This is a genomic window from Pseudomonas psychrophila HA-4 (genome assembly GCF_000282975.1).
In the GTDB taxonomy this organism is placed as follows: domain Bacteria; phylum Pseudomonadota; class Gammaproteobacteria; order Pseudomonadales; family Pseudomonadaceae; genus Aquipseudomonas; species Aquipseudomonas psychrophila_A.
Genome location: NZ_ALJC01000102.1, coordinates 1 through 23,131 on the forward strand (window position 1 = coordinate 1; position 23,131 = coordinate 23,131).

Sequence of the window (23,131 nt, forward strand, 5' to 3'; positions counted from 1 at the left end):
CTGAAACGAAACGTGGGCTGTGAGCGTGACATCCGCGATTCCTTACGCTGCAGTCGCCCTGATGTAACAAAACATCAGGGCTTTATAAGTGCGTAAGTGTGCAAGGGCGGCGTGGAGGCTTGATGTAGGGCGGATCCAAGCCTGCTAGAGCCTTAGGCGAATATTGAGTAGGAATACTTTCCTGATAGCGCGGGTATTTTCACGACTCATTGATTACTGAGCTGAACCTTCGAACCGCTACGAGCCTCTATGGCTAACAAAACAAAATCTGATGGAGAACACCATGCTCAAACGTCGGCACGCAGTTGTTATCGTTTTAGCGGCAGGGTTGGCTGCCTGCGGCGAAAGTTCGACGCTGCAAGTCACAGATGGCACCGGCCCCTCGCCGAAATTGCCTGAGCCCAATAAAACGCTGATCCCCACCGTCAATATCGCCCCAGCAGTCGGCTGGGCTGAGGGCGCCAAACCGATCGCCGCTGAAGGCTTGCAAGTCCAGGCTTTTGCCGAAGGCCTTGATCACCCGCGCTGGCTGTATGTGCTGCCCAATGGCGATGTATTGGTGGCTGAAACCAACGCACCGGCCAAACCGGATGACAGCAAGGGGATTCGCGGCTGGATCGCCGACAAAGTTATGAGCCGTGCCGGGGCGGGAGTCCCTAGCGCGAATCGGATCACTCTGTTGCGTGATACCAACCACGATGGCGTGGCCGACACCCGCACGGTGTTTATCGACAACCTGAACTCACCCTTTGGCATGACGCTGGTGGGCAATGACCTGTATGTCGCGGATGCCGACAAACTGCTGCGCTTCCCTTATCAAGCAGGCGAGAACTCGATCAGCGCGCAACCGACCAAAATTGTCGACCTACCGGGCGGACCAATAAACCATCACTGGACCAAGAACGTAATCGCCAGCCCCGACGGCAAAAAACTCTATGTGAGCGTGGGCTCCAACAGCAACGTCGGCGAAAACGGCCTAGACAATGAACAAGGTCGCGCCGCGATCTGGGAAGTCGACCGCGCTACTGGCAGCCACCGCATCTTTGCCTCTGGGTTGCGCAACCCGAATGGCATGGACTGGGAGCCGAAGACTGGCAAACTGTGGACCGCCGTGAACGAACGCGACGAGATTGGCAGTGATCTGGTGCCCGACTACATCACCTCAGTACAGGATGGCGGCTTTTACGGCTGGCCTTACAGTTATTACGGGCAACACGTCGATACACGGGTGAACCCGCAAAACCTAGATTTGGTCGCCAAAGCGATTGCTCCAGACTACGCAGTGGGCCCGCACACGGCCTCGCTGGGCCTGGCCTTTGCTGAAAATAGCAAGCTGCCGAACTTTACCGAAGGCGTGTTCATTGGCCAGCACGGCTCGTGGAACCGCAAGCCGCACAGTGGCTACAAGGTGATTTTCGTGCCATTCACTGACGGCAAACCCGCGGGCATGCCGATTGACGTGCTGAGTGGGTTTCTCAGTGCAGACGAAAAAGCCATGGGCCGACCGGTTGGGGTGGTGATCGATAAGCAGGGAGACTTGTTGGTGGCCGATGATGTCGGCAACAAAATTTGGCGGGTGTCGGGGAAGTAAACCCCAAGATCAAAAACGCCCTCACCCTCTGGGAGAGGGCTGGGTGAGGGGTTTTGCTTTAGATTAAGGCAACTGCGCCAAATGTTGTTCGGTCGGCAGTACGCGCTTGGCGTTCAAATAGGCTTTTTGCCAGTAGGCTTTGTTTAGGCTGTCCAGCTTGACCGTGCCGCCTGTGGCTGGCGCATGCACAAAGCGGCCTTCGCCCACGTAGATCCCGGCATGGCTAACCTGGGTCCCGCCACCTGTGGCGAAGAACAGCAAGTCCCCCGTTTGCAGTTGATCTTGGCCGACACTCTGCGCACGCATCACGATCATTTCGCGCGTGGTGCGTGGCAACGAAATGCCCGCCATATCGTTGTAGACGTACTTGATCAAACCACTGCAATCAAAACCCGAATCCGGCGTATTACCACCCCAGCGATAAGGCGTGCCGACCAAGCTGAAAGCACGGAACAATACATCCGCAGCCATCGGAGACGTTTCATCGGGTTTGGAAAATACCGGCTTTTGCACGACCACAGGGGCCGGCGCTGGACGGTTGGCGCAAGCACTGAGCAGTGCTGCTAACGTGATAAGTGCAACGCGAGCCATGGTCGACATAAACAGAACGTTCCTGCTTCTGGATACGGCTACTGGGGCCGCGAAACCTGAAGCCGCGACAGGGAGCACCTTCGCGGCTTCAAGAATTTAACATTGCGACTGAATTCTAGCCTTTAGAGGCCAAACTTCAAGTAAGACTTTAACTTTACTTGCGGGCCACTACGCTGGTTGGCGCCATCGCCAAGGCTCGCTTGGCTTCCATAAAGGTCTTGTTCCAGTAGCTGTCACCCAAACTGTCGATCCGCACACCACCGCTGCGGCGGCTGCTTGAGTGGATAAACTGGTCGTCGCCCAAATAAATCCCGGCGTGACTGACGCGCCCACGGCCATTGGTGCTGAAGAACAGCAGATCACCTGGCTTAAGATTGTTTCGTGCGACCAACGGTGCATTTACGTTGATCATTTCACGCGTTGAGCGCGGCAATTGCATGCCCGCTTCTTCTTTGAACAGATAGCCGATGAAGCCGCTGCAATCAAAACCAGCTTCAGAGGTGCCGCCAAAACGGTAACGGGTACCGATCAAGGACATGCCGCGCTCAAGAATGCTGTCAGCCAAGGCTGGCAATTCGTAAGGCTTGCTGTTTGCGGAAAATTGAGCCAGTTCTTTTTCAGTCGCCAGTTCTTCCTGATAAAGAGCGGAAGAGTGCGACGAAGATGACTTTTGAACCTGAGTGTCGGTGACTTGCTGGGACACTGGCGTGTGCGCAGCGCAGCCGAACAACAGGGTAACAAGTGCGAGAGGCACGAGGGGTGCGAAGCGCTTTAGCATGGGCACGACCGTGGCTTGTAGGAAAAGTAGCCGCGACTATGCCTTCTATGATCCTCATTTGCAAATTCAATCGATATAAATGTGACTCAGTTGATTTCTCGTGGCATCTAAGGTTTTACACCCGTGACAATAGATTTTGCGTAGACACCCGTCTGACACGCAGGTTTTCTGGTGCCTGAAAGCTGCAAACCCCTCTGTAAAACAAGCAATCATTAAGATCAAAAGATCGCGAGGCGAGCTCGCGCTTACAGGGGGATGTGCGGTGCTTACCAGCCAAGGGTTTCTTTGAGGAAGGGAATAGTCAGCTTGCGCTGCGCCTGCAAAGACGCCTGATCGAGGCGCTCAAGCAATTCGAACAACGCACTCATGCTGCGAGTACCGCGAGTAAGGATGAAATGCCCTACCTCATCAGTCAGGTGCAGGCCTCGACGCGATGCGCGCAGTTGCAAGGCACGCAATTTGTCTTCATCAGACAAAGGACGCATTTGAAAAATCAGCGCCAAGGTGAGACGTGATTTGAGGTCGGCCAACTTAATTGGCAGCTCACGTGGCGAAGCCGACGCGGCGATCAACAGGCGGCGCCCACTGTCGCGCAGACGATTGAACAAGTGAAATAGCGCTTCTTCCCAATCAGCCCGCCCGGCCACGGCCTGAAGGTCATCTAGGCAAACCAGCTCGTACTGCTCAAGGTTGTCGAGAATCTCGATGCCGCGATCCAGCAGCTCAGCCAGCGGCAAGTACACGGCTGGCTCACCCATTTGCTCAAAACGCAGGCAGGCGGCCTGTAGCAAGTGCGTACGGCCTACGCCCTGCTTGCCCCACAGATAAATCAGACTTTCAGTCCAGCCGGCGTCGGCTTCGCACAGACGTTCTACGTAGCCGAGTGCAGCGGCATTGGCGCCTGGATAGTAATTTATGAAGGTAGCGTCATCACGCAGACGCACACCTAGGGGCAGCTGAATCGGTTTCATGCTGACTGAACAGTTCAAACGAACCGTTAGTGGCCTCTGTGTAAAGTTTGCAAAGTTTATACCCGTGTAGCCGGGCGCACAATGTAACAGACCACGAGCAAAATCAAAGGTTTGCGTTAGCGTCTTGAATTGAATGAAGTTTTTTTGGCAAAGCCAAGCGGATAACACGCAAAAAGGCGAGTCCATTAAAAATGAGCTCGCCTCTTTTTCACTGCGTGATCGCGCTACAACTCAGGCTCTTCATCCCCTTTGTACGCCTGCGAATCCTTGTACAAATCGTGCATGTGGCGCACCAGCACCATGACTACCGCCGCCACCGGCAATGCCAACAACACGCCAGTAAAACCAAACAATTCGCCACCCGCCAGAATCGCAAAGATTACGGCCACTGGGTGCAAACCGATTCGATCACCCACCAGCAACGGTGTCAGCACCATGCCTTCCAACGCCTGACCGATCATGAACACCGCAACAATCCCCAGCATCGGGTACAAGTCGCCGCCAAACTGGAAAAGGCCCGCGATCAGCGCCGCACCAATGCCGATGATAAAGCCCATGTACGGCACGATGGCTGCCAGACCCGCCATCAAACCAATCAACAGACCCAATTCCAACCCTACCAACATCAAGCCTGCAGAGTAGATAACGCCCAACGCCAACATCACCAACAACTGCCCGCGAACAAAGGCCCCAAGCACGTCGTGACACTCTTTGGCCAGCGACACGATTCGCTCTTCGCGATCACGGGGCAGCAAACTGCGGACCTTGGCCAGCATGATGTCCCAGTCGCGCAGCAGGTAAAACGCTACCACCGGGATCAGCACCAAGTTGGCCAAAAAGCCTACCAACGCGAGGCTGGAAGCGGTCGCCTGCGACAACACCACACCGACGATGTCGCCTGCCTGACCCATGTGCTCGGTGATGGCGGCCTTGATTTTGTCGAAGTTCCAGAAGCCGTCGCCCAGACCAAACTTGGCTTGCACCCACGGCATGGCCGTGTGCTGCAACCAATCGAGCACCTGCGGCGCCAGTTGATAGAGTTTCAGCAGTTGCTTAGCAAGCAACGGCACCAACACCAGAAGCAACGTCACCAGAATGACGGTAAACACTGAGAAGACAGTAATCGTGCCCCAGGTTCTTGATATGCCGTACCTTTCTAGACGATCGACCACCGGATCGAACATGTAGGCAAGAACGATGGCAATCAGAAAAGGCGTCAGTATCGGGTGTAAGAAATACACAAACAGCGCCGCCACCAGCGCTACCCCCCACCATACCCACCGGCGCGAATCCGTCATAAATGCCTGCCCTCATATATAGAAGAAAAAAATCTACCAACTAAAGCGTAGCTGCGGCACTGGCGCTGTCACTGTGCCCGGCGCCTGCCCATCAGTCGCTACAGACTGAACCTGGTCTGCCGGCACTTCATGTAACTGCGCAAGCCCCAGCTGCGAACGCAATTGTTCGGCGCTGCCGTTGACCTGATAAACAATACGATCACCGTCGACACTAATAAGTTGCCCACCAAACGGCTCAAGCAGTCGACCCAATTGAGCGTAGCGCTCCAACGTCATGCCCTGCACCTGAAGCAACTGCTCAGTCGAAACCCCCGGCTTAACCGCATAACGCGGCGCCAATCGCTCACTGACTTGCAGCAAAACGGCATCCGCCAGAGCAGCTTGGTCGGCTGCTGATGCACTGCCTTGTTCTTGCTGATCACCGACCCACAGACGCCATTTGGCCTGCCATTGGCCGCCGTCTTCATGGGCATGCACCGCCAGCAGCGCATCTGCCCCGTAGCGCTCGGAGGCTTCTTTCAACGGGGCCGGGTTAGAGCCTTCAAGGTTTTCAGCCGTACCGACCAATTGCTCACTTAAGTCAGCCAGCGGCAAGCGCAGCGGCAGCCCACGATGTTGCGCAGCACGACGCAAGGGTTCGGCAGCCGACTGGCCGTCACCGACCAAGCTGGCACCCTCGACCGAATCGTTGAGCCACCAGCCCAGCAGCGCGGGACGGTTGGTACCCCACAACGACAAGCCGGCCTGACGCAAGGCGCGGTCGGTGCTCACGGGGTCAAAGTCCACTTGCAGGGCTTCAGGGGGGCCTGCGTCATAGCCGTATTGGCTGATAATTTGTTGCGGGTCTTTACGGACTGCTTCCAGTGCCGGGCTTTGGATTGCCTTGGCATCCCCCGTAAGGCGCAGGACCAGGGTTGCAAGGGCTTTTTGAGTGGCTTGCGTGCGCTCATCCGGGGACTGGCTAGCCACCGGCTCACGCACTTGGTATAGACCCGTCAGGATTTCGGCATGACTCGCCAGGCTAAACAATGACAAACAGCCCACAGCTATAAATTGATGAAAACGCATGAAAGATTCCTGACGGCAAAAGACGCTATTAAAAGGCCGCATAAAAACTCGATAACCCTTCAGACAGGCCAGCGGCCAAATCATTCACGTCCACACCGCAGTTTTATCCGGTCATAAAAACTCAAAACTTAATGGCTATACCTTATACAGGGCCACGCTAAGCAGCCAGTACGTCCAAAAAAGGTTTTTTTCGACAGATATAACCCTGCCTGTCGGCCCGAGGATGGCCGCTGCCCTTCAAGCCTGATAAAATCGCGCGCCTTCGCAGACCGGCGACAGCCGGGCACCCTGCAAATGCTCTGTTCCATACAGTGAGCACTTGCAAGCGGGCCCCCTGAGATCGGTCGATACCCCCGAATCCCCCCTAAAGGCCTGGATTATGAGCAAGCAACCCTCCCTGAGCTACAAGGACGCCGGTGTAGACATCGACGCCGGTGAAGCATTGGTCGAACGCATCAAGAGCGTGGCCAAGCGCACTGCACGCCCGGAAGTGATGGGCGGCCTCGGCGGTTTTGGCGCCCTCTGCGAAATCCCGGCGGGTTACAAGCAGCCTGTTCTGGTTTCCGGTACCGACGGTGTAGGCACCAAGCTGCGTCTGGCACTGAACCTGAACAAGCACGACAGCATCGGCATCGACCTGGTTGCCATGTGCGTTAACGACCTGATCGTGTGCGGCGCCGAGCCTCTGTTCTTCCTCGACTACTACGCCACCGGCAAGCTCAACGTAGAAACCGCGACCCAAGTGGTTACCGGTATCGGCGCTGGCTGCGAATTGTCCGGTTGCTCGCTGGTAGGCGGCGAAACCGCAGAAATGCCTGGCATGTACGAAGGCGACGATTACGACCTGGCCGGTTTCTGCGTGGGCGTGGTCGAGAAGTCCGAAATTATCGACGGCTCCAAAGTGGCTAACGGTGACGCCCTGCTCGCCCTGCCATCTTCAGGCCCGCACTCCAACGGCTACTCGCTGATCCGCAAAATCATCGAAGTGTCGGGTGCCGACATCGAAAACATCCAGCTCGACGGCAAGCCACTGACCGACCTGCTGATGGCCCCGACCCGCATCTACGTCAAGCCATTGCTCAAGCTGATCAAAGAAACCGGCGTTGTTAAAGCCATGGCGCACATCACCGGTGGCGGCCTGCTCGACAACATCCCACGCGTTCTGCCTAAAGGCGCACAAGCAGTGGTTGACGTTGCCAGCTGGCAGCGCCCAGCCGTCTTCGACTGGCTGCAAGAAAAAGGCAACGTCAACGAAACCGAAATGCACCGCGTGCTGAACTGCGGCGTGGGCATGGTGATCTGCGTGGCTCAGGCCGACGTTGAAACCGCACTGAACGTACTGCGTGAAGCAGGCGAGCAACCTTGGGTTATCGGCCAGATCGCTGCGGCTGCCGAAGGTGCACCACAAGTCGAGCTGCAAAACCTCAAGGCGCACTAATGCCTGATACCTGTGATGTGGTGGTGCTGCTTTCCGGCACCGGCAGTAACTTGCAGGCCTTGATCGACAGCAATGACGTCAAGGACAGTCCGGCCAACATCCGTGCGGTGATCTCCAACCGCGCAGATGCCTACGGCCTGCAACGCGCTCAAAACGCGGGTATCGACACCCGCGTACTGGATCACACAGCATTCGAGGGCCGCGAGGCCTTCGATGCTGCATTGATCGAAGTCATTGACACCTTCAACCCGCAACTGGTGGTTCTGGCCGGATTCATGCGCATCCTCAGCGCAGAGTTCGTGCGTCACTATCAGGGTCGTCTGCTCAACATCCACCCTTCCCTGCTGCCTAAGTACAAAGGCTTGCACACGCATCAGCGTGCGCTGGAAGCCGGTGACAGCGAGCATGGCTGCAGCGTGCATTTTGTAACCGAGGAACTCGATGGCGGGCCACTGGTCGTACAGGCAGTGATTCCGGTAGAGTCCAACGACTCGCCGCACAGTCTGGCGCAACGGGTTCACGCCCAAGAGCACCTGATTTATCCGCTTGCAGTGCGCTGGTTTGCCGAAGGTCGCTTGTCACTTGACGAGCAAGGCGCATTATTAGACGGTCAATTACTCGCGGCCAGCGGCCACTTGATACGAACCTAGGAGACTTTATGCGTCGTGCCCTGCTCCTTGCCCTCAGCCTGCTGGCTATTCCAGCAGTGCAGGCGGCCGAACTTAAGCCTTTCCAGGCCAGCTACACCGCAGACTGGAAACAGTTACCCATGAGCGGCTCTGCCGAGCGCAGTCTGACCAAAGATGCCGATAACCTCTGGACCTTGAGTTTCAAGGCCTCGATGATGATCGCCAGTCTGACCGAATCCAGCACCTTCACCTTCAAGAACGACAGCCTGATTCCAAAAACCTACACGTTCGAACGTGGGGGCTTGGGTAAAACCAAAACAATCAAACTGAACTTCGACTGGGCGGCCAGCATGGTCACCGGCTTCGAAAACAAAACCAAGGTCACCGTTCCTTTGCTCAGCGGCATGCTCGACAAGTCGACTTACCAGTTGGCCCTACAGCGTGATGTCGCTGCCGGCAAAAAAAGCATGAGTTACCAAGTGGTAGAGGGAGAGGACGTAGACACGTATGACTTTCGTGTCCTTGGCAGCGATAAGGTCCAGACCAAAGCCGGCACGATTGACGCCATCAAAGTTGAACGCGTCCGTGACCCGACACAAAACAAGCGCACCACCATCATGTGGTTCGCCAAAGACTGGGATTATCTGCTGGTGGCCTTGCAGCAAGTAGAAACAGACGGCAAGGAATACAACATCATGCTGCAAGACGGCACGGTGGATGGCAAAGCCGTTAAGGGTAACTGAAGTTAGTGGCAAGCTTTTAGTGGCAAGCCTCAAGAAAACCTCGCTTCGGCGAGGTTTTTTTTACCCCCAAAATCGCCTTCAATCATGAAACATTTGTCATAAAACTATTGGGGAAATCCGTAAACACCACGTTTCACAAGGGCTACAGCGTTTTACGGTTTTTACCAACATGACAGAGCGACAATTAGCTATTTACTTAGGAAGCTAACAAATTCTATAAAGAAGTCCTGCGACGTCTTGCCGCAGGCCCTTACCAGAATTTGGAGCAAGCAGATGACTATCAAAGTAACTGAACGCGACGATTCACGTATGTTCCACCAGCTTGTCGCTCACGGCGTACACCTGTGGGATGTCCACCAGGAAGACGTATTGGTTGGTATGTTCCACCGCGAGAGCGACGCTCATAACTATAAAGCTGAGCTGGAAAAGCTTGAAACGCAGAAACAAAACCAAGCCTGAACCACTGAAACTACTGTCTTGAAACACACAAACCCCGCCGAAGCGGGGTTTGCTTGTTTAAGGCCGTTGCAAATAACAGATGGCCCCTACAACGTGTTCACGTCTTTTGCGGGTTTACCACATCAGATCATCAGGGATCTGATACGCCGCGTACGGATCGTCTTCTTCTGGTGTCTTCGGCTCAACCAGAATATTGAGCTGAACGATACGGCGCGGATCGCGCTCCTGGATCTTCAGCGCCGCCTCACGCGGGATCACTTCGTAGCCGCCCTGATGCTGCACAATCGCCAGCGAACCATTGGCCAGCTTGTTACGCATTAAAGTGTTGACCGACAGGCGCTTAACCTTTTTGTCGTCAACAAAGTTGTAGTAATCCTCGGTGTTCAGCTTGGGCAGACGCGACACTTCGATCAGTTGCTTGATCTGCGCAGCACGGGCCTTTTGCTCAACCTTTTCCTGTTGCTGACGATTCAGTTCCTGGTCGCGCTTGACCTTCTCAGCCTTGGCTTCAGCGGCCAGACGCTGCTGAGTATCGTCCAGTTCGATCTGGCCTTTGTGGGCCAAACGCTGCTGCTTTTGCTTTTCTTTGCCAGCCTGTTTGGCCTGCTTCTCGTTGACCAGTCCGGCTTTGAGCAACTGGTCGCGTAGGGAAATGCTCATCTACTTACTCACTTAGGCAAACTCAGCCGCAGCTGGGTACATTCTTTTCCTGGCGCTTGGCTTCGCCCCACAGGGCGTCCAGGTCTTCAAGGGTGCAATCTTCAATGGGACGCAGGGTATCGCGCAATGCTTGCTCGATAAACCGGAAACGTCGGTCAAATTTAGTATTCGCGCTGCGCAAGGCGGTTTCCGGGTCAACTTTTAGATGGCGCGCCAGATTAACTACCGAAAACAGCAGGTCGCCAATCTCATCGTGGATCGCGCACGTGTCGTTATCAGCCATAGCTTGGAGCACCTCATCCAGCTCTTCACGCACCTTGTCCAGTACTGGCAAAGCCGCTGGCCAGTCAAACCCGACCTGCGCGGCACGCTTTTGTAACTTGGCAGCACGGGACAAGGCAGGCAGCGCCACCGGCACGTCATCGAGCAACGACAACTGCTGCGGCGTGGCGGATTTTTCTGCGCGCTCCTCAGCCTTAATTTGGTCCCAGCGCTCCTTGACCTGCTCTTCGCTCAAGCGCGGCACGTCTAACGGTGCATACAAATCGCCGGCCGGAAACACATGGGGATGGCGACGAATCAACTTGCGGGTAATGCTGTCGATCACCCCGGCAAATTCAAAGCGACCTTCTTCGTGGGCCAACTGGCTGTAATACACCACCTGAAACAGCAAATCACCCAGCTCACCCTGCAGATGCTCAAAGTCGCTGCGCTCAATGGCGTCAGCCACTTCATAGGCCTCTTCAAGGGTGTAAGGGACGATTGTGGCGTAAGTTTGTTTAATGTCCCACGGGCAGCCAAATTGCGGGTCACGCAAGCGGGCCATCAAAAACAGCAAATCATCCAAGGTATGCATTTCAGTTCCTTCAAGCTGTAAGTGGCAAGCTGCAAGCTACAAGAAAAAGCCAACCGCGCCCTGCTTCTAACTTGCCGCTTGCAGCTTAAAGCTAAACCGCTCCGCGCCTAGCGCGGCTCACTACGCCCGATACGGCGGGTTTCGATGATGTTTGGCAATTGCGAGATTCGTCCCAGCAAACGCCCCAATGCGTCCAGCCCCGGGATCTCGATGGTCAAGGACATCAGCGCCGTGTTGTTCTCTTTGTTCGAGCGGGTGTTGACCGCCAAAACGTTGATGCGCTCGTTGAGCAGCACTTGCGACACGTCGCGCAGCAGACCAGAACGATCGTAGGCTCGAATTTCGATGTCGACTGGGTATGTCGATACCGGAATCGGCCCCCAGTTGACCTGAATGATCCGCTCCGGCTCGCGGCTGCTCAGTTGCAGCACCGAGGCGCAGTCTTGACGGTGAATGCTCACGCCACGCCCTTGGGTGATGTAACCGACAATCGCGTCGCCCGGCAGTGGCTGGCAGCAGCCGGCCATTTGGGTCAACAGGTTGCCCACGCCTTCAATCTGGATGTCGCCGCGCTTGCCCGGCTTGTAGCCCGTGGCTTTGCGCGGGATGAGCTCCATCTGCTCGCTGCCGCGTTCTGGCTCGACCAGTTGCTGCGCCAGATTGATCAGCTGTGCCAGGCGCAAGTCGCCCGCACCCAACGCCGCGTACATGTCCTCGGCGGTTTTCATGTTGGCTTTGTCGGCAAGCTTGTCGTAATCCACCGCTGGCAAGCCCAGACGGCCCAGCTCGCGCTCAAGCAGGGTTTTACCGGCCGCAACGTTTTGATCGCGGGCCTGCAATTTAAACCAGTGAACAATTTTCGCGCGCGCCCGGGAAGTGGTGACATACCCCAGGTTCGAGTTCAGCCAGTCGCGGCTCGGCGTGCCGTGCTTGCTGGTGATGATCTCAACCTGTTCGCCGGTTTGCAGGCTGTAGTTGAGCGGCACAATGCGCCCATTGATCTTCGCACCTCGGCAGTTATGGCCGATTTCGGTGTGCACCCGGTAGGCGAAGTCCAGCGGCGTCGCGCCCTTGGGCAGGTCGATGGCATGCCCGTCGGGCGTAAAGATGTATACCCGATCCGGCTCGATATCGACCCGCAACTGATCGGCCAGACCGCCGATGTCGCCCAGTTCTTCGTGCCATTCCAGCACCTGGCGCAACCACGAGATTTTCTCTTCGTACTGGTTGGACCCGGACTTGACGTCGGTGCCCTTGTACCGCCAGTGCGCGCACACCCCAAGCTCAGCTTCTTCGTGCATGGCGTGGGTGCGAATCTGCACTTCCAGTACCTTGCCCTCAGGACCGATCACCGCCGTGTGCAGTGAGCGATAGCCGTTCTCTTTTGGGTTGGCGATGTAGTCGTCGAACTCTTTGGGGATGTGCCGCCACAACGTGTGGACGATGCCCAGCGCGGTGTAGCAATCGCGCATTTCCGGCACCAGCACCCGCACCGCGCGCACGTCATAGATCTGACTGAAAGCCAGGCCCTTGCGCTGCATTTTGCGCCAGATCGAATAGATGTGTTTGGCCCGGCCGCTGATGTCCGCGTCCACCACGCCGGTGGCTTCAAGCTCGGTGCGCAGTTGGTTCATCACATCACTGATAAAGCGCTCGCGATCAAGGCGGCGTTCATGCAGCAACGTAGCAATCTGTTTGTACTGCTCGGGTTCGAGGTAGCGGAAGGACAAGTCCTCCAGCTCCCATTTGATATGGCCAATGCCCAGGCGGTGGGCGAGCGGCGCATAAATATCGAATACCTCGCGCGCCACGCGAATGCGCTTTTCGTCCGAGGCACTTTTGACTTCACGGATTGCGCAGGTACGCTCAGCCAGTTTGATCAGTGCCACGCGCACGTCATCAACCATCGCCACGAGCATTTTGCGCAGGTTTTCGACCTGGCCCTGAGAGCCCATGACCATAGACTGACGGGGACTGAGGCTGGCGCTGATAGCGGCCATGCGCAGCACGCCATCAATCAGCTTGGCCACCACAGGGCCAAAGCGCTGACTGACCGCTGGCAGCAGAATCTGCCCTTCACGTACGCCGCGATACAAAATTGCGGCGACCAGAGAGTCTTGGTCCAGCTTGAGATCAGCCAAGATTTCAGCGATTTCCAACCCGGTTCGAAAGCTCGACGCGCCCTCGGACCACAGGTTTTTCGCTGCATTGGCTTGCTGTTCGGCCTCACGTGCAAACTCGCACGCTTCTTTCAAGGCTTCACGGTCCAGCGCCACATCGACACTCACCGCATGATCAAGCCATGCCTCGAGGTTGAGACTGCCGTCGGTGTTGATCGGCTGGTGTGCTCTGACCTGTACCATCTTGCTTACCTTCCCTACAGCGCACGTTTAATGCGCTGATATCACCGACCCGAATCCCAACCGCACGCTCCAGGGTAAAGCAGCGTACGGTTGCGGGCCCGTCGAAATAGACAGACGTCCTAGTCTGCTTCAAATAACGCCATCGCCTCGACATGCGCGGTTTGCGGGAACATATCGAGAATTCCGGCACGTTTTAACCGATACCCCTGTTTCATCAATTCAACTGTGTCGCGGGCCAACGTGACTGGGTTACACGACACATACACTAAACGCTTGGCACCCAGGGCCGACAGTTTTCGCACCGCCTCGTACGCCCCGTCTCGCGGCGGGTCGAGGAGCACGGCGGCAAAGCCCTGCTTGGCCCATGTGGCATCCACCAAAGGCTGCGACAGGTCGGCCTGAAAAAACGCTGCATTAGGCAGCGTGTTACTGACCGCGTTTTGCGCGGCACGTTCGACCATCGTCGTAACACCTTCAACGGCCACCACTTCGCGCACCTGACGCGCCAGTGGCAATGCGAAATTACCCAGCCCACAGAACAAGTCAAGAACCCGTTCGTCGGGCTGTGGCGCCAGCCAGTCCAGCGCTTGCGCAACCATGGCTTCGTTGACCAAGGCGTTGACCTGAACAAAGTCTCCCGGCCGGTACGCCAACTCCAGATCCCATTGCTGTAAACGGTAGCCCAAGGTCTGACTCAAATCGACTGGTTGAGGCTCGCCGTCTCCATGTAGCCACAATTGGGCATTATGAACGGAGCAAAAATTCTGTAAAACCTGCAAATCGGCATCGTTCAACGGCGCCATGTGGCGCAGCAAAACAGCAATCGCCGAACCGCTGAACAACTCGACATGCCCAAGGGCTTTCGGATTGCTCAACTGACGCAACATGGCCGGCAACCCGCTCATGATAGGTTGCAAAGCCTGTACCAGCACCAAACAGTGGTCGATCGCGACGATGTCCTGACTGCCTGCGGCCCGAAAACCGACATCCAGCCTTTTGGCCCGCGCATCCCAGCGCACTGCAATGCGGGCTCGGCGGCGGTAGCCAAACTCTGGTCCTGTCAACGGCTGTGCCCATTCTTCGGGCTCAATACCCGCTACACGGTTCAATTGCTCGCTGAGCATGCGCTGTTTTAGTGCAAGCTGCTCGTTATGGGGCAGATGCTGCACGCTGCAACCGCCACATTTCCCGGCATGCACGCACGGTGCAACGCGACGAATATCGCTGGCCTTAAACACACGTTCGGTGCGCGCTTCGACGACTTTGCCGTGCGCCCCCAAAACGCGGGCTTCTACCTCTTCACCCGCCAAGGCCCCCGACACAAACCAGGTACGGCCTTCAACAAAAGCAATACCACGGCCGTCGTTGGCCAGCCGCTCAATGTTCAAACGTTGTTTTTTGCCCGTTGGCACTTGCGCAGTCTTGGTCCCGCCAGTGGGCTGGAAACGCAGGCCTCTCTCTTGCTTAGCCATCAGTTAGGCGCATCGTAAAGGCCGGTCGACAAGTAACGGTCGCCACGGTCGCAAATAATGCCGACGATCACGGCGTTTTCGACTTCTTGAGACAGTCGCAGCATCGCTGCCACCGCACCGCCCGAAGACACACCACAGAAAACGCCTTCTTCGCGGGCCAGACGACGCATAACGTCTTCGGCTTCGCGCTGGGCCATGTCGACAATCCGGTCAACACGACTGGCTTGATAGATTTTGGGCAGGTATTCAGTCGGCCAGCGACGAATGCCCGGAATCGCGGCGCCTTCCATCGGTTGCAAACCGACGATCTGCACAGAGGGGTTTTGCTCTTTGAGGTAACGCGAGACACCCATGATGGTGCCCGTCGTACCCATCGAGCTGACGAAGTGGGTGATCGTGCCGTGGGTCTGGCGCCAGAGTTCCGGGCCAGTGCTGGTGTAATGCGCCTCTGGGTTATCACCATTGGCGAACTGATCGAGCACCTTGCCGCGGCCTTCAGCCTGCATCTTGTCGGCCAGGTCTCGGGCGCCTTCCATTCCCTCTTCTTGGCTGACCAGGATCAGCTCGGCGCCATACGCGGTCATGGCCGCCTTGCGCTCGGCGCTGGAGTTGTCGGGCATGATCAGGATCATCTTGTAGCCCTTGATCGCAGCAGCCATCGCCAGCGCAATCCCGGTATTACCCGACGTGGCCTCAATCAAGGTGTCGCCAGCCTGGATCTGCCCACGCATTTCAGCGCGGGTAATCATCGACAGTGCAGGACGGTCCTTGACCGAGCCGGCAGGGTTATTCCCTTCGAGCTTGAGCAACAAGGTGTTAGACGTGTCTCCGGCTAGGCGCTGCAAGCGCACCAACGGAGTGTTGCCGATGCAATCGGCGATAGTGGGGTACTGCAAGGTCATGGCGTATTCGCAATCCAGACTGCGGGGTCGCACATCATACCGACAAACGCTCAGAGCCCATATCACGCAAAGTGCGGAGCTTATGGCTAAAGGCTATAAGCAACGTTTCAGACGTACGGGAGATTCTATGGCGCGCTGCAAGCCGATTTCGTAGCAGTTGCCGAGCCTGCGAGGCTACGTCCGATTGCGCAGCGATCGTAAACGCTAAGTGCAGGGTCTGGCTGACGCACCGCAGTGCTTGATTTTACGACTGCTACACAGCCGGACGCAGCCTCGCAGGCTCGACAGCTGCTACGGTTTTTCGCGCGTCATAGATCTGCGGCAGCTCCAGGCAAGATTTAACCTGCACTAGGCAAGCGCAAATGCACGCGCAACCCCTGCCCAGTGTTTTCGGCCCACAAGCTGCCAGCCTGCAAGCGCAGGGCGTTGCGGGCGATACTCAACCCCAGGCCAAAACCACCGTCTCCAGGTCGCGAGCCGTCCAGCCGGATAAAGGGGGCGAAAATCCGTTCCAGCTCTTCAGGGGCAACGCCTGCGCCCTGATCATCAAGCCATAAGTGCCACTCGTCACCTTCACGCCTGCCATTGAGGCTGACAATGCCATCCGCAGGAGAATGCCGAATAGCATTGCGCAAAATGTTTTCCAGCGCCTGCGCCAAGCTATTGAGATGGCCTTTTACCCAACAATTGGCATCGACCCGGCACGGCAGCCGCGATTCAGTCCAGTGACTTTCAAAACGCGCATTTTCAGTGAGCATTTCCCACAACGCCTGAATTTGGATGTCCTCGACTGGCAACGGCCCACGCTCGGCATCCAACCAAGCCAGTTGCAAGGTGTCTTCAACGAGTCGCTGCATGCCATCCACCTCACGGCCCAGCCGTTCGCGCAGGGCTTCAAGCCCTTGCTCGCTGTCACAGGCCACCCGCAGGCGGCTCAACGGCGTGCGCAGTTCATGGGACAAGTCGCGCAGCATTTGCTGTTGTTGGCTGACAGTACTTTGCAAACGCTCGGACATTTGATCGAACGCTCGACCCAAGTCCCCCAACTCGTCTTGTCGACTAGTGGTCTGGCTCGACAGCCGCGCGCCCAATTGCTCAGCACGCCAAGCATTGGCCTGCTCGCGCAAGTGGTTCAGCGGCACAATCAGCAGTCGGTACAACCCCGCGCACAAGAGCAACGTGAACAGCCCGGGGATCACACCATTAATAAGGATGCGCCACACCAATTGCGAACGACCCGGCATAAACCGCTGAGGCAACTCGATGACTAGATAACCCGCAGAAGGGTCATTGGGAAACGGCACCTTGACCCACGGCCGTGTCGCATTGATGTGGCTGATAGGCCAATCCAGCTCGCGCAGAAAAGTCAGCCGCTGGGTCTCGAGGTCATTCAAGGGGTAGCTGCTCAGCGCTTGCAGGTCTTGGCCAACCACACCGACCCACCCGCTTTCGACCTGGCCAAAGCCCTGCAACCACTGATCGACGCCCGTTTGCTGGCCGTTGTGCCAGGCCTGTTCCGCTTCACCGGCGTAGCGTATCAATGTGCTTTTAGCCTCTTCGGTTAAATAGCCCGTGCGTTTGTCCATATAGCGGCCCCAGGACCAACTGAGCCAGATCATCAGTAAACAGAAGGCCACCAGCAGACACGCCAGTTTCCAGAACACCGATTGCTTGCCCGGGACTTTAGGGCGCATCGCTTGCACTCAAGACGTAACCTTTACCCCACACCGTGCGCACTTCTTGCTCAAGATAGCCAATGGCCTTGAGCTTGCGACGTATCTGGCTGATATGCATGTCCAGGCTGCGGTCATGGGCCGCATAACCGCGCTGCAACACCTGTTGATAGAGGAATGCCTTGCTCAACACTTCATCGGGGTTGCGTTGCAGCGTGTCAAGTAAACGAAATTCACTGCGGGTGAGCCCGGCCCATTGCTGGCCAAAGCGCGCATCCGCCGTGATGTCGTCCAGAAACAGCGCGTTGTCGTCCTGCATGGGGTCTGCTTGCGGGCTGGGTGGTGGCATGCGGTCCAGCGCTACACGGCGCAAGATGGCCTGAATTCGCACCCGCAACTCAGCCATGCTGAACGGCTTGGGTAGGTAGTCATCGGCGCCCAGTTGAAAACCGCTGATGCGGTCGGCTTCGGCCCCCAGCGCAGACATCAAAATGACGGGCAGCGCATGGGTCTGGCGCAATTGTGTGAGCACCTGCAAGCCATTCATGCCCGGCAGCAAAATATCCATCAACACCACGTCAAAATGCTCATGCCGGGCGCGGCTTAAGCCTTCGTTGCCGTTTTGACACCACACCACCTCAAACCCGCAACGCCCCAGTTGCTCATGCAAATAGGCACCCAAAATGGGATCGTCTTCGATGGCCAAAAGGCGCGAGGGTTGAACAGCTACGGGATTCATTAGCGTCTGCAAGTCATTCTCAATCGTCGATTATTCAAGATTGAGCCAGCGCGAGCAACCGGCGCAGACATTGCAAAACTTGATTAAGCGCACTAAGCCTTACGTTTAGGGCAAATATTCAAAGATTTGCACGCCCTCAACTGGCTACACTGCGACCTGACCTGTGCGAAATAGAGACTCAGGACACTTTTGACATGGCTGGGCTGGAGAGTTGCGTGCTGACAAATTTGGGTATTAAAGGCCGCGTATTGCTGCTCACATTGCTACCCGTCACCTTGATGGCGTTAGTTTTGGGCGGCTACTTCACGTGGCTGCAGCAATCGGAGCTGCAAGCGCAACTGTTGCAGCGTGGCGAGATGATCGCTGAGCAACTTGCCCCTCTGGTCGCCCCTGCCATGGGCCGCAAAGATACCCAACTGCTGGAACGCATCGCCACCGAGTCCCTTGATCAGCAAGACGTGCGAGCCGTGGCGTTTCTGGATGCCAACCACGTTCCGATTGCGCATGCTGGCCCCACCATGCTCAACCAGGCCCCGATGGGCAACAGCACCGAGTTGCTACAACGCACGGATAACGATGCCACGCGCTACTTGCTCCCGGTGTTTGGCCGTCATCGCAACTTGGCGGGGGATGTGATTCCCAACGAAGCCCATCGCCTGCTGGGTTGGGTCGAGTTGGAACTGTCGCACAACAATATGCTGTTACGCGGCTATCGCAGCCTGTTTGCCAGCTTGCTGCTGATTGTCACCGGCCTGGTCTTTACCACCCTGCTGGCGTTGCGCATGAGCCGCACGATCAATTCACCGCTGGACCAAATCAAGCATGCCGTGTCGCAACTCAAGGACGGCCAGTTGCAAACCCGTTTGCCGCCGCTGGGCAGTCGTGAGTTGGATGAACTGGCCTCAGGCATCAACCGCATGGCTGAAACCCTGCAAAATGCCCAAGAAGAACTGCAACACAGCGTCGACCAAGCCACCGAAGACGTGCGCCAGAACCTAGAAACCATCGAGATCCAAAACTTGGAACTCGACCTTGCGCGCAAGGAAGCCCTCGAAGCCAGCCGTATCAAGTCCGAATTCCTGGCCAATATGAGCCACGAGATCCGCACCCCGCTCAATGGCATTCTGGGTTTTACCCACTTGCTGCAAAAAAGCGAAATGACACCCCGCCAGTTCGATTACCTGCACACCATCGAAAAGTCGGCCGATAATTTGCTGGGCATCATCAACGAGATTCTCGACTTTTCGAAAATTGAGGCCGGCAAGCTGGTGCTCGACAGCACGCCCTTCAACCTGCGCGATCTGTTGCAAGACACCCTGACCATCCTGGCCCCCTCCGCTCACGAAAAAGGCTTAGAACTGGTGAGCCTGGTGTACCGCGACACGCCGTTGTCGTTGATCGGCGACCCGCTGCGGCTCAAGCAGATTCTCACCAACCTGGTTAACAACGCGATCAAGTTCACCCGCGAAGGCACGATTGTGGTGCGGGCCATGCTTGAAGATGACGACGACAAAACCGACGTCGGCGTGCAATTGCGCATCAGCGTACAGGACACAGGCATTGGCCTGACCAGCCAAGATGTGCGGGCGTTGTTCCAAGCCTTCAGCCAGGCCGACAACTCGCTGTCTCGCCAGCCGGGTGGTACCGGGTTGGGGCTGGTGATTTCCAAGCGTTTAGTCGAACAAATGGGCGGCGAGATCGGGGTAGAAAGTGTGCCCGGCGAAGGCTCGGTGTTCTGGATCAGCGTCAACCTACCCAAAGCCCACAACGATATCGAAGACTTACCGCTGACACCGTTGCTCGGTCATCACGTGGCCCTGCTGGAAAAACACGACCTGGCGCGACAGGCCTTGTTGCATCAACTCGAAGACTGCGGACTGAGTGTTACCCCGTTTCTGACCTTGGAAAACCTCACCAATGGCGTGACCAGCGCCCATCAGACCGAACACGCCATTGATCTAGCAGTGCTGGGCGTAACGGCCAACGATATACCGCCCGAGCGCCTCAACCAGCACATTTGGGACCTTGAACACCTAGGTTGCAAAGTCTTGGTGCTGTGCCCGACCACCGAGCAGGCGCTGTTCAATGCGTCAGTGTCCAACCCCCACGGCCAACTTCAATCCAAGCCCGCCTGCACCCGCAAATTGCGCCGAGCACTGATTGACCTGATCCACCCGCAACAAGCCCGCGTCGAACCCGGCGAGATACTGGCCAGCCGTGCGCCGCGTATTTTGTGTGTCGATGACAACCCGGCCAACCTGCTGCTGGTGCAAACCCTGCTCGAAGACATGGGCGCCAAGGTCCTCGCGGTCGACAGCGGGTATGCGGCCGTTGACGCGTTCAAGGCCGAAGCCTTCGATCTGGTACTCATGGACGTGCAAATGCCTGGCATGGATGGCCGCGAAACCACCGAAGTGCTGCGCCAGTGGGAGCACGAACGCCTGTCCTCGCCGCTACCGATTGTGGCCCTCACTGCCCACGCGATGGCCAACGAAAAGCGTGCCCTGTTGCAAAGCGGCATGGACGACTACCTGACCAAACCCATCAGCGAACGCCAACTTGCACAAGTGGTGTTGAAGTGGACAGGACTGGCGCTGCGCAATCAAACCAGTGACGGCCTGCCGGAACCCTCCAGGCAGGCGCCCAAACTGGTCGTGCTGGATGCCGACGAAGGTTTACGCCTGGCGGCGGGCAAAGCCGACTTGGCCGCCGACATGCTGGCCATGTTGTTGGCCTCGCTGGAGGCCGATCGCCTGTTGATTCTCGAAGCGCGACACGCCAAGGACAACGCCCAACTGATCGAGCGCGTGCACCGCTTGAACGGGGCTACCCGATACTGCGGCGTGCCGCAATTACGCGCCGCCTGCCAACGCAGCGAAACCCTGCTTAAACAAGACAACCCGCAAGCTGAGAACGCTCTCGACGAACTGGACCTGGCCATCATCCGCCTGGCCGAAGAAGCACGCAGCATGGCGTAACGCATGCCCTGTAAAAGCTACGCACCAAGGAAGAACACATGCGCACCATTCTTTTCAGCAGCCAGACCTACGACCGCGACAGTTTTATCGCCGCCCCGCAGCCCAACGACCTTGAGTTGCACTTTCAACCTGCGCGCCTAAGCATCGACACCGCCGCCCTGGCCCACGATCACGAAGTGGTCTGCCCGTTTATCAACGACGACTTAAGCGCCCCGGTGCTCGAACAACTGGCGGCAGGTGGCACCCGCCTGATTGCCCTGCGCTCGGCGGGCTATAACCACATTGACCTGCTCGCCGCCAAACGCCTGGGCTTGAGCGTGGTGCGGGTGCCCGCGTACTCACCGCACGCCGTTGCCGAACATGCCGTGGCCTTGATTCTGGCGCTAAACCGCCGCCTGCACCGCGCCTACAACCGTACCCGTGAAGGCGACTTCACGCTGCACGGGCTGACCGGGTTTGACCTGGTGGGCAAAACCGTCGGCGTCGTCGGGACCGGCCAGATCGGCGCAACCTTCGGCAAGATCATGGCCGGATTTGGCTGCAAGCTGCTGTGCTTTGATCCCTACCCCAACGCCGAGTTGCTGGCCTTGGGGGCGCAATACGTGAGCCTGCCAGAGTTACTGGCTAACTCGCACATCATCAGCCTGCATTGCCCGCTGACAAGCGCCAACAAACACTTGATCAACAGCCAGTCGCTGGCCACGCTGCAACACGGTGCCATGCTAATCAACACTGGGCGTGGTGCGCTGGTCAACACACCCGCACTGATCGAAGCGCTCAAAAGCGGGCAATTGGGGTATCTGGGGCTGGATGTCTACGAAGAAGAAGCGCAGCTGTTCTTTGAGGATCGCTCCGACCTGCCCTTGCAAGACGATGTGCTGGCGCGCCTGCTGACCTTCCCCAACGTGATCATCACCGCTCACCAAGCGTTCCTTACCCGCGAGGCGCTAAGTGCCATTGCCAGCACCACGCTGAACAACATCGCCGCCTGGCGTGAAGGCACGCCACAAAACCTGATCGAAGGCTAGCGCGTGCTAGCATAGCGGCCTATTTGGAGGACCCATGGTCGAACACGATTTTCGCTACAACCTGCTAAGCCCGCAGCACACCCTGATCGAGTGCCGCGCCTTGATGCCAGGCCGCTACCAAGTCACCGGCAACGGTGGCTCGATCCAGAACAATGACGTGCTGATTGTGACCCTCAAAGGCAGCAAGGATTTGTCCATGCGCCTGAGCGTCGAAAAAGTCCGTCACCTGATCAACCCGCGCGGTCAGTGGGTGGCCGTCGCCAGCGGTCCGGTCTTCGGCGAATTGGCGATCCACCAATGGCAAGTCAATTGCGACGCGTGCGCCAAAGAGCTGAAATTCGAGTTCGCGGTCGACGCCAAGCTGGGCACCAAAGCGCAAAAGCCAGCGGCCAGCGCACGTATTGCCGAGCTCGGCTGGAGCAGCGAGGGCGCCAAGCACCTGTGCCCGCAATGCCAAAAGGCCGCACTATGAAACGCCCCTTCCTGTTAGCGTTGCTCGGCGCCAGCCTGGCAGGCTGCGCAGGGAACTCACCGCAGTTGCAGCACAACCACACCTACGTGGTGGAGTGGATTGGCGAACGGCCCTTAATCGACTACAGCCACCTGACCGTGACCTTCGACGACGCGGGTCGAGCTTACGGCAGTGGCGGCTGTAACCATTGGTTCGCACCCTACACCTTGGAAGGCAACTCGCTGACCTTCGGTGGCGTGGGCAGCACCCGCAAAGCCTGCGCCCCGGCGCTGATGGAGCAAGAGCAGCGGTTCTTCAAGGCCTTACAGACCGTAGAGCGCTGGGACATCTCGCCGATTGAGCAAGTGCGTTTTTGGCCGGCCGAAGGCAAGCCGTTGCGGCTGTGGCCTGAAGACAGCTAATACCGCCACCCTTATCCTCTC

At 57.3% G+C, this 23,131-nt stretch carries 21 protein-coding genes; 9 read left to right on the forward strand and 12 right to left on the reverse strand.

All coding sequences use genetic code 11. The features are described from left to right. Positions 1 to 283 precede the first annotated feature (283 nt). A complete protein-coding gene (locus tag B347_RS0116525) occupies positions 284 to 1,591 on the forward strand; it encodes a PQQ-dependent sugar dehydrogenase (RefSeq protein WP_019410800.1) in 1,308 nt (435 codons plus the stop codon). Positions 1,592 to 1,654: 63 nt separating this feature from the next. On the opposite strand, the gene B347_RS0116530 is transcribed toward B347_RS0116525, so the two are convergent. The 5 genes from B347_RS0116530 to B347_RS0116550 form a co-directional block, all read right to left on the reverse strand. Further along, positions 1,655 to 2,191 carry a C40 family peptidase gene (locus B347_RS0116530; protein ID WP_019410801.1) on the reverse strand — a complete coding sequence of 179 codons (537 nt, stop codon included), beginning with the start codon at positions 2,189 to 2,191 and terminating at the stop codon, positions 1,655 to 1,657. 145 nt (positions 2,192 to 2,336) lie between these two features. Beyond that, positions 2,337 to 2,960, reverse strand: coding sequence for a C40 family peptidase (locus tag B347_RS0116535; RefSeq protein ID WP_019410802.1), 624 nt, complete (start codon positions 2,958 to 2,960; stop codon positions 2,337 to 2,339). A 266-nt stretch (positions 2,961 to 3,226) separates the two neighbouring features. Further along, positions 3,227 to 3,931, reverse strand: coding sequence for a DnaA regulatory inactivator Hda (gene hda / locus B347_RS0116540; protein WP_019410803.1), 705 nt, complete (start codon positions 3,929 to 3,931; stop codon positions 3,227 to 3,229). Positions 3,932 to 4,155: 224 nt separating this feature from the next. After that, a complete protein-coding gene (locus tag B347_RS0116545; protein WP_019410804.1) occupies positions 4,156 to 5,229 on the reverse strand; it encodes an AI-2E family transporter in 1,074 nt (357 codons plus the stop codon). Between the two features lie 33 nt (positions 5,230 to 5,262). Further along, positions 5,263 to 6,297, reverse strand: a complete 1,035-nt coding sequence (locus tag B347_RS0116550; protein WP_019410805.1) for a DUF2066 domain-containing protein — start codon at positions 6,295 to 6,297, stop codon at positions 5,263 to 5,265. Between the two features lie 379 nt (positions 6,298 to 6,676). Between B347_RS0116550 and purM the strand changes: the two genes are divergently transcribed. The 4 genes from purM to B347_RS0116570 all read left to right on the forward strand — a co-directional run bounded on the left by purM (position 6,677) and on the right by B347_RS0116570 (position 9,566). Then, the gene (gene purM, locus B347_RS0116555) at positions 6,677 to 7,735 is read left to right on the forward strand and encodes a phosphoribosylformylglycinamidine cyclo-ligase (protein WP_019410806.1); all 1,059 of its coding nucleotides are present in this window, start codon (positions 6,677 to 6,679) and stop codon (positions 7,733 to 7,735) included. After that, positions 7,735 to 8,385 carry a phosphoribosylglycinamide formyltransferase gene (gene purN / locus B347_RS0116560; protein ID WP_019410807.1) on the forward strand — a complete coding sequence of 217 codons (651 nt, stop codon included), beginning with the start codon at positions 7,735 to 7,737 and terminating at the stop codon, positions 8,383 to 8,385. The genes purM and purN overlap by 1 nt, the downstream gene beginning before the upstream one ends. Positions 8,386 to 8,393: 8 nt before the next feature. Then, positions 8,394 to 9,107, forward strand: a complete 714-nt coding sequence (locus B347_RS0116565) for a DUF3108 domain-containing protein (protein ID WP_019410808.1) — start codon at positions 8,394 to 8,396, stop codon at positions 9,105 to 9,107. Positions 9,108 to 9,380: 273 nt separating this feature from the next. Further along, positions 9,381 to 9,566 (forward strand): hypothetical protein, encoded by a 186-nt coding sequence (locus B347_RS0116570; protein WP_019410809.1) that lies wholly within the window; start codon positions 9,381 to 9,383, stop codon positions 9,564 to 9,566. 114 nt (positions 9,567 to 9,680) lie between these two features. Here B347_RS0116570 and B347_RS0116575 read toward each other — a convergent pair whose 3' ends face one another. From B347_RS0116575 to B347_RS0116605, 7 genes are all read right to left on the reverse strand, one after another. Then, positions 9,681 to 10,226, reverse strand: coding sequence for a DUF2058 domain-containing protein (locus B347_RS0116575; RefSeq protein ID WP_016779855.1), 546 nt, complete (start codon positions 10,224 to 10,226; stop codon positions 9,681 to 9,683). 22 nt (positions 10,227 to 10,248) lie between these two features. Continuing rightward, the gene (mazG, locus tag B347_RS0116580) at positions 10,249 to 11,082 is read right to left on the reverse strand and encodes a nucleoside triphosphate pyrophosphohydrolase (protein WP_019410810.1); all 834 of its coding nucleotides are present in this window, start codon (positions 11,080 to 11,082) and stop codon (positions 10,249 to 10,251) included. 107 nt (positions 11,083 to 11,189) lie between these two features. Next, positions 11,190 to 13,445 (reverse strand): GTP diphosphokinase, encoded by a 2,256-nt coding sequence (relA, locus tag B347_RS0116585; RefSeq protein ID WP_019410811.1) that lies wholly within the window; start codon positions 13,443 to 13,445, stop codon positions 11,190 to 11,192. A gap of 119 nt (positions 13,446 to 13,564) precedes the next feature. Beyond that, the gene (rlmD, locus tag B347_RS0116590; protein ID WP_019410812.1) at positions 13,565 to 14,917 is read right to left on the reverse strand and encodes a 23S rRNA (uracil(1939)-C(5))-methyltransferase RlmD; all 1,353 of its coding nucleotides are present in this window, start codon (positions 14,915 to 14,917) and stop codon (positions 13,565 to 13,567) included. Next, on the reverse strand, positions 14,917 to 15,819 hold the full coding sequence (gene cysM, locus B347_RS0116595) for a cysteine synthase CysM (RefSeq protein WP_019410813.1): 903 nt from the start codon (positions 15,817 to 15,819) through the stop codon (positions 14,917 to 14,919). The genes rlmD and cysM overlap by 1 nt, the downstream gene beginning before the upstream one ends. Before the next feature lie 338 nt (positions 15,820 to 16,157). Beyond that, positions 16,158 to 17,513 carry a sensor histidine kinase gene (locus tag B347_RS0116600; RefSeq protein WP_019410814.1) on the reverse strand — a complete coding sequence of 452 codons (1,356 nt, stop codon included), beginning with the start codon at positions 17,511 to 17,513 and terminating at the stop codon, positions 16,158 to 16,160. Further along, positions 17,503 to 18,231 carry a response regulator transcription factor gene (locus tag B347_RS0116605; protein ID WP_019410815.1) on the reverse strand — a complete coding sequence of 243 codons (729 nt, stop codon included), beginning with the start codon at positions 18,229 to 18,231 and terminating at the stop codon, positions 17,503 to 17,505. Before B347_RS0116605 ends, B347_RS0116600 begins: the two co-directional genes overlap by 11 nt. A gap of 215 nt (positions 18,232 to 18,446) precedes the next feature. Here B347_RS0116605 and B347_RS0116610 point away from each other — a divergent pair, with 215 nt between their 5' ends. Genes B347_RS0116610 through B347_RS0116625 form a run of 4 tightly spaced genes read left to right on the forward strand, consistent with a single transcriptional unit; the run spans position 18,447 to position 23,110 of the window. Further along, on the forward strand, positions 18,447 to 21,209 hold the full coding sequence (locus B347_RS0116610) for a response regulator (RefSeq protein ID WP_026014245.1): 2,763 nt from the start codon (positions 18,447 to 18,449) through the stop codon (positions 21,207 to 21,209). Positions 21,210 to 21,247: 38 nt separating this feature from the next. Next, positions 21,248 to 22,237, forward strand: a complete 990-nt coding sequence (locus B347_RS0116615) for a 2-hydroxyacid dehydrogenase (RefSeq protein WP_019410817.1) — start codon at positions 21,248 to 21,250, stop codon at positions 22,235 to 22,237. Between the two features lie 34 nt (positions 22,238 to 22,271). Further along, positions 22,272 to 22,709, forward strand: a complete 438-nt coding sequence (locus B347_RS0116620; RefSeq protein WP_019410818.1) for a hypothetical protein — start codon at positions 22,272 to 22,274, stop codon at positions 22,707 to 22,709. Beyond that, complete coding sequence (locus B347_RS0116625; protein ID WP_019410819.1) at positions 22,706 to 23,110, forward strand: META domain-containing protein; 405 nt, start codon at positions 22,706 to 22,708, stop codon at positions 23,108 to 23,110. The genes B347_RS0116620 and B347_RS0116625 overlap by 4 nt, the downstream gene beginning before the upstream one ends. Positions 23,111 to 23,131: the final 21 nt, after the last annotated feature.